Origin of the sequence: Streptomyces sp. NPDC051172 (assembly GCF_040682555.1) — a bacterium.
Lineage (GTDB): Bacteria > Actinomycetota > Actinomycetes > Streptomycetales > Streptomycetaceae > Streptomyces.
This window is the reverse complement of sequence record NZ_JBFBBE010000236.1, coordinates 1-5,867: the sequence shown is the minus strand read 5'-3', so window position 1 is coordinate 5,867 and position 5,867 is coordinate 1. Positions and strand designations below refer to the sequence as shown.

The window sequence follows — 5,867 nt, the reverse complement described above, 5'->3', positions numbered from 1 at the left end:
ACCGTCAAGGAGACCGTCTTCGTCCTGGACGCCCTGGAGATGGCGATCTGGCAACGCGACCGCGACCAACAACCCATCCAGCCAGGCGAGTTGATTCACCACTCGGATGCCGGGTCGCAGTACACGTCGTTCAGGCTCGCCGAGCATCTGGACGCCGCCGGCATAGCCGCGTCCATCGGCTCGGTCGGCGACGCCTACGACGCCCTGATGGAATCGGCGATCGGCCTGTACAAAACCGAGTTGATCAAACCCCAGCGGCCCTGGAAGACGCTCGCCCAGGTCGAGCTGGCCACCGCCGAATGGGTCGACTGGTACAACCACCGCCGACTCCACGGTGAGATAGGCCATATCCCGCCCGTCGAGTACGAAGCCAACTACTACACGGAACTCACGAAACCCCAGGTCACAACCACAATCTGAGATCTCTACCGAACCCGGGGCGGTTCAATGATGTCGTTCCAGGCATGCATGAACGCAGCCCACAACGCGGGCCTGAGGGTGGATGGGCTGCCAGGGCCAGCGTCTTGGTGGTGGCTGCGCTGGGCTGGACTCCAGCAGCGCGCCGCCTGTATGCCCTGAGGGAGACGACCCTGGTGCTGTAAGGCGGCCTATCTGTCAGGGCCGCCTTCGACCCCGATTTCCTCCCCCACTCGCCATTCGACCGGAGCCCAGACGATCACCTCGCCGCCGCGTGCAGCGCTCGGGACGAGACCCGGGCGTCAAATCATGTGACAGCAAACTGCACTCTCTGCATGGCTCCTACTCGACCCCGTAGCCGCAGGGCGCCGGGCGTATCGACAGATCTTTCTCGCACCGACGCCGCGACCTTGCCGCCCCGGTCCTTACTGAGCGTTTGGTCCGGTGATTCGTGTTTGGTCCCGGGTCAGGTTCCGTGCCAGTTCAGGGTGGCTTCGCCGGTGAGTCTGCGGGCCATGAGGTCGGTCATCGCGATGTGGATCATGGCTTCGGAGCGGTGCGGGTGGCGTTCGTAGTCGCGGGCGAGGCGGCGGTGGTGCATGAGCCAGCCGATGCTGCGTTCGATGGTCCAGCGTCGCGGGATCACCTGGAACCCCTTGACGCCGGGCGGGCGTTGGACGGGGTGGACGTCGATGCCGAGGCGGGCGCCGTGATCGATGGCGGTGGTGCGGTAGCCGGCATCGACCCAGGCTTTGCGGATGTGGGGGTGGGCGGCGGCGATGCGGGACAGCAGGGTCAGCCGGCTGCGGTGTCGCAGACGCTGGCGGCGGTGACCAGCACGGTCAGCAGCAGGCCGAGGGTGTCGCAGCCGAGGTGGCGCTTGCGCCCGATGATTCGTTTGCCGGCGTCCGTGCCCTGATCCGCGAGATGCACGTTGGCGGAGGTCTTGATGGTCTGGGAGTCCAGCACGCAGGCCGAGGGCTCGGCGTCACGGCCCTCGGCCTCGCGGACCAGGCGCCGCAGCAGGCCGGTGAGCTGCTCGGACACGCCGTCCTGCTGCCACTTGGCGAAGTACCCGTACACCGTGGCCCACGGGGCGAAGTCGTGCGGGAGGTGGCGCCAGGGGATGCCGGTGCGGTCCACGTACAGGACGGCGTTCATGATCTGGCGCAGGTCGTGCTCGGGCGGTCGGCCGATGTCCGGCGCCCGGGCGCGGCGGCGGTCCCGCCAGGCCGCCAAGATGGGCTCGATGAGTTCCCAGCGCGCGTCCGACAGGTCGCTGGGATAAGGGCTGTGCGCAGTCATGTTTGTGAAGTAGCCGACCGCAGTCGGCCCCGTCAGAGGTCAAAAGGTGGCGCTCGGGGGCGTGTTGGGAGCAGACAGGAGCAGTCGCAACGAAACGATCCCCAGGCGCCGCGGACGCGTCGGCTGCCCCATGAAGCCCAACCGCCCCGGTGTTGCAGGACTCCGGGAACGACATCAACTCGACCGAGACAGGACGAGACGCTCAGTTAGACCTGACGAGTCGGCAGGACGATGATCTGCCGCAGGTTGACGTGCCGGGGCCGGCTGGCGACGTAGGCGACGACGTCCGCGACGTCGTCGGCGCTCAGCCCGCCGAGCGCGTCGAAGAACTCGCCGAGCTGCCCTGTGCGGCCGAGCGCCGGGTTGTCGATGTGGTCGCCGAGCTCGGTGTCGGTGAGTCCGGGCTCGATGTTGGTGACGCGGACGTCGCGCGGGCCGAGCTCGCTGCGCAGACTTGCCGACAGGTGGGTGAGCGCGGCCTTGGTGCCCCGTACACGGCGTAGTTCGGGAAGGTCACGTGCGCGCCGATCGACGTCAATGTCAGGGCCCGCTGCGTGACGAGGAACGGGACCATCGTGTTGACGGCGAAGACGCCGAGGAACGCCTCGGGGGTGACCGCCTCGATGGGACCGGTGCCGACGGTCCCGGCATTGTTGACGAGGATGTCCAGCGGGCGGCCGTCGAGCCCGGCGTCCAGGCCGGCGAACAGGTCGTCCACGGCGGCGGCCGCGCCGGAAGCGGGTCGGAACATCGCCCGGACCGCGAACGCTTCGCCGCCGTCCGCCTGGATCGCCGCAACCGTCGCTTTGGCTGCGCCCTCGTCGCTGCCGTAGTGGACGGCGACCGTGGCGCCGTCGGCGGCGAGGCGGAGCGCCGTGGCGCGGCCGACGCCCCGGGACGCACCGGTCACGAGGGCCGTCTTTCCTGCGAGCTGCGTCATGGCGCTGCTCCTTTCCTGGTCGTCGTCCTGGTCGTCGTTCTTCCGGCCGTAGGGCAGGTGGGGGATCTCGGGCGCCGAAGGAGCGTTCGCGCTGCTGTACTGGGTGCGCCGCTTGCTCATTCGCTGGGAGATCCGCGGTGGCATCCACCGGGGCTTTCCTCACCCTGGGGTGCGCCTTTATCTGCTGACGACGGCGGCGCACCACACTTCATCAGGAGCCTTCAGTGCCTGTGGACGCCGTCCCGGTCGCTTGATCCGGTCAGAACTGGATTTCGTCCGACGGCGTCCAGCTGATCGTGTGGTTGACGATCGGTCGGACGAACGTCGCGCCGGCCGCCTCCAACTCTTCGGCCGCGAGGACGACCATCTCTTTGAGGTGGCCCATCTGCTGCGCGTGTTCCTCGGTGTCCCAGATGCTGACGTTCACCATCGAACCCTGCGGCGAGATGGCCGCGTAGTAGTGGATGAGCCCCGGCAACTGCTGGATGGCCGGGGTCAGATACTTCGAGGACCTCTTGTTTGCGGCGTCGACCTCGGCGAACCGGGCCGGGTCGAAGGTGGCGAGCGATATCCGGACGGACGTGGTCGCAGGCAGCTGCTCGGTCATGGTGAGTCCCCTCTGGATGAATTACGTTTCGATGCCATATCATAATGTAATGACTGATCCACACGTCAAGGCCGGCCGTCCGCGCAACCCCGATCTGGACCGGGCGCTCCTGGCCGCCGGCGCCCGCCAGCTCGGCGAACTCGGCTACGCCCGCATGTCATTGGATTCCGTGGCGACCGCCGCAGGCACCACCGTGCCCAGCCTCCGGCGCCGATACCGCACCAAGGCCGAGTTGGTCGCCGCGGTGATCGGTTCACTGCGGGTCGAGGAGCCGCCCTGTGCCGCTCCGACCCCACGTGCCCATGTCCTGGCGATCCTGGAGAACTTCCACAGCAACCTGCGGGCCGTCCCTGCGATGTCGATCCTCGGCTCGCTGCTCGCCGAGGAGGAACGGCACCCCGAACTGCTCGAACTGTTCAAGCAGCGCATCGTCGAGTCACGACGGACGCTGCTGCGGCAGGCGTTGGCAGCCGGCAGTCTGCCCGACTCCGCCGATCTCGACGCGATCGCCAGCATGCTGATCGGCTCCTTCTACGGCCGCTACGTCACCGCCGACGGGATTCCCGACGACTGGCCGGAACGGGTGCTGAGCGTGGTGTGGCCACCCGACGCCGGTCCGGGTGCAGGCTGACGCGGCCCGCAGGCGCTCGAGGCGAGGCAGGGCAGTCGCGTCGATGGCACATCCCGGGCGGTGGTTGATCACTGCTTGGTCAGCGAGTCCAGGAGTTCACGGCCGTGCGGCCACGAGCCGAGGCCGCTGGCGGAGTTGAGGTGTCCGCACGCGCCCGCGAGGTGCCATCGTGCTTCCCACCGTGCCCCGAAGCCTCGGGCGTGAAGTACGGGTCGTCTGCGCTGCCCACCACCGGGCCGGGCACAGCAACGGCTGTGCCGACACGTCGGTGAACGTTGCGGCCGCCTGGCGAGGAAACGTCGGCCCGTGCGAATCGGGCGGTGCGACCAGGAACCCGCCGCCTGTCGGACTTGATGGGTTCTCGGACAGCCAGGTGGACGCCGCCCACCAGCCCAGGCTGTGCGCCACCAGCACAACATGGCCGTCCTGCCGGAAAGCGCCGTCGTACGCGTCCTGGACCGCGTCGACCCAGCCGTCCAGGTCGGGGGCGGACCACGAGGCAGGAGAGATCCTCACCGCTGAGGTGCCCCACTGTCGCTCCCAAGGTCTGCCAGTGCTGTCCGTCCGAGCCGTCGATGCCCGGGACGATGACGTACACGTCCACTGCCCACCACCGTTTCACTCGTCGCTCCCTACGATCACGGGAGCACCTGACGCAGATTCTGTTGGATGCATCAGGGCAGCGGCAGTGGCGCAAGTGATCTAAAAGAAAGTGGTGCGGACAACAATGGAATCACTCGACCGGACAGACCAAGAAATCCTCGCCCTGCTCCAGGCCGACGGCCGTCTGACCGGCGCGGAGGTAGGGCGCCGCGTCGGACTCTCGCAACCCGCGGCCAGCGCACGCATCCAGCGGCTGGAGAAGAATGGCGTCATCATCGGCTACCGAGCGTGGTCGACCCGGCAGCCCTCGGGCTGAACATTCACGCGGTCATCCGGCTGCGCACCACGCATGCCCAGCTCTCACGCGCCCTGGACTTCGCCTCCCGGACCCCCGAAATCGCCTCCACCCTCAGAGTCACCGGGGAAGACTGCCTCATCTTCGACGCCTACTGCCCGCAGGCCGGACGACTCGAGGAAGTTGTCGACGCACTTGCCCGCTACGGCCCCGTCACCACATCCCTCGTGCTCCGCGCCTACCCCCCAAAGCCACTGACCGACGCCACGTAATGGCCCTGCTCTCGTATAGCTATGACGCACGGATATGTAGCTCTCTGTAACGCTCAAGGGCAAGTTCTCCTGACGGGGGTAGCAGTGTTTTCTGGCTTGACCGACCAGTTCGAAGCTTCTTTCACATTCAGGGCCGGGTGGTGTCGTCTTGCGCTGCGCTTGGGCGAAGAAACCGCGGTCTATCGGGCGACATCCATCGAGGACGACTTCTTCTCCGACCTCGTCGAGGCCGTGGCACACATCGCCTCGGGTGCGGCTCTTGCGTCGGTCCTGTGGGGTGACGAACCGGGAGGGGTCTTCCTCGACTTCGCCAGGTCGGGGCCCGACCACGCCTCCATCGCCGTGCACCAGCTCGGCCTCCCCGATTGGCTCACGCCCGCTGACCCGCCCTGGATGCCAGTCCGCGGGGACGCCCTGATGGCGGCTCGGATTCCGGCACTGACGTTCCTGGCCACGTTCACGGAAGCCTTTGCAGCCGTCCAGGAATCGGCACCTGAAGGGCGAATTCCGGGCTGGGGTGGAGGCTTTCCTGCTGTGGCATTTGCCACCCTGTGTCATGAATTGGAAAGCCGCCGCCCCCTTAACTGATCTTGAGGTCGCTGTGGATGAGGCCAGCAATATCGGGCACATGTCCTCATCCGGCGACGACGAGGTTGTGTCGGCGTGCGATGCCGAGCATGGCGTGATGTACGCCGTCACCTTTGAGCCTCGATCCACCGCGTGATAGTCGGCCTGTGGACAGAGGAATAGGAAGAGGTGCCTGCTGACCTGCGATGATGGGAGTTCCTACGCTTCCA

Annotated in this window: 7 protein-coding genes and 3 pseudogenes; 5 read left to right on the top strand and 5 right to left on the bottom strand. The window is 67.1% G+C overall.

Annotated features, from left to right (window positions below; all coding sequences use genetic code 11):
- On the top strand, window positions 1-420 hold a 420-nt coding region (locus AB0N07_RS49500), incomplete at its 5' end, for an integrase core domain-containing protein (protein WP_365847372.1).
- A gap of 463 nt (window positions 421-883) precedes the next feature.
- On the opposite strand, the pseudogene AB0N07_RS49495 reads toward AB0N07_RS49500, so the two are convergent.
- The 3 genes and pseudogenes from AB0N07_RS49495 to AB0N07_RS49485 all read right to left on the bottom strand — a co-directional run bounded on the left by AB0N07_RS49495 (window position 884) and on the right by AB0N07_RS49485 (window position 3,269).
- Window positions 884-1,722, bottom strand: a pseudogene (locus AB0N07_RS49495) (IS5 family transposase).
- A 206-nt stretch (window positions 1,723-1,928) separates the two neighbouring features.
- Window positions 1,929-2,662 (bottom strand): annotated as a pseudogene (locus tag AB0N07_RS49490) (SDR family NAD(P)-dependent oxidoreductase).
- Between the two features lie 259 nt (window positions 2,663-2,921).
- A complete protein-coding gene (locus AB0N07_RS49485; RefSeq protein ID WP_365847370.1) occupies window positions 2,922-3,269 on the bottom strand; it encodes a hypothetical protein in 348 nt (115 codons plus the stop codon).
- A 49-nt stretch (window positions 3,270-3,318) separates the two neighbouring features.
- On the opposite strand from AB0N07_RS49485, the gene AB0N07_RS49480 reads away from it, so the two are divergent.
- Window positions 3,319-3,900: a TetR/AcrR family transcriptional regulator gene (locus AB0N07_RS49480; protein ID WP_365847368.1), complete on the top strand. Its 582-nt coding sequence runs from the start codon at window positions 3,319-3,321 to the stop codon at window positions 3,898-3,900.
- Between the two features lie 68 nt (window positions 3,901-3,968).
- On the opposite strand, the gene AB0N07_RS49475 is transcribed toward AB0N07_RS49480, so the two are convergent.
- Together AB0N07_RS49475 and AB0N07_RS49470 are read right to left on the bottom strand one after the other, a co-directional pair.
- Window positions 3,969-4,214, bottom strand: coding sequence for an alpha/beta hydrolase (locus AB0N07_RS49475; RefSeq protein WP_365847374.1), 246 nt, complete (start codon window positions 4,212-4,214; stop codon window positions 3,969-3,971).
- Window positions 4,192-4,416: pseudogene (locus tag AB0N07_RS49470) on the bottom strand (alpha/beta hydrolase); the annotation flags it as partial. The gene AB0N07_RS49475 and the pseudogene AB0N07_RS49470, both read right to left, overlap by 23 nt.
- Window positions 4,417-4,627: 211 nt before the next feature.
- On the opposite strand from AB0N07_RS49470, the gene AB0N07_RS49465 reads away from it, so the two are divergent.
- The 3 genes from AB0N07_RS49465 (at window position 4,628) to AB0N07_RS49455 (ending at window position 5,658) form a co-directional block, all read left to right on the top strand.
- On the top strand, window positions 4,628-4,819 hold the full coding sequence (locus AB0N07_RS49465) for a winged helix-turn-helix transcriptional regulator (protein ID WP_365847366.1): 192 nt from the start codon (window positions 4,628-4,630) through the stop codon (window positions 4,817-4,819).
- Window positions 4,792-5,070: an Lrp/AsnC family transcriptional regulator gene (locus AB0N07_RS49460; protein ID WP_365847364.1), complete on the top strand. Its 279-nt coding sequence runs from the start codon at window positions 4,792-4,794 to the stop codon at window positions 5,068-5,070. The genes AB0N07_RS49465 and AB0N07_RS49460 overlap by 28 nt, the downstream gene beginning before the upstream one ends.
- Before the next feature lie 96 nt (window positions 5,071-5,166).
- Window positions 5,167-5,658: a hypothetical protein gene (locus AB0N07_RS49455; protein WP_365847362.1), complete on the top strand. Its 492-nt coding sequence runs from the start codon at window positions 5,167-5,169 to the stop codon at window positions 5,656-5,658.
- The last annotated feature ends 209 nt before the right edge of the window (window positions 5,659-5,867 follow it).

Coding starts and splice junctions, on each gene's coding strand:
- AB0N07_RS49465 (WP_365847366.1), top strand. CDS start 4,628: ATGGAATCACTCGACCGGACAGACCAAGAAATCCTCGCCCTGCTCCAG.
- AB0N07_RS49485 (WP_365847370.1), bottom strand. CDS start 3,269: ATGACCGAGCAGCTGCCTGCGACCACGTCCGTCCGGATATCGCTCGCC.
- AB0N07_RS49480 (WP_365847368.1), top strand. CDS start 3,319: ATGACTGATCCACACGTCAAGGCCGGCCGTCCGCGCAACCCCGATCTG.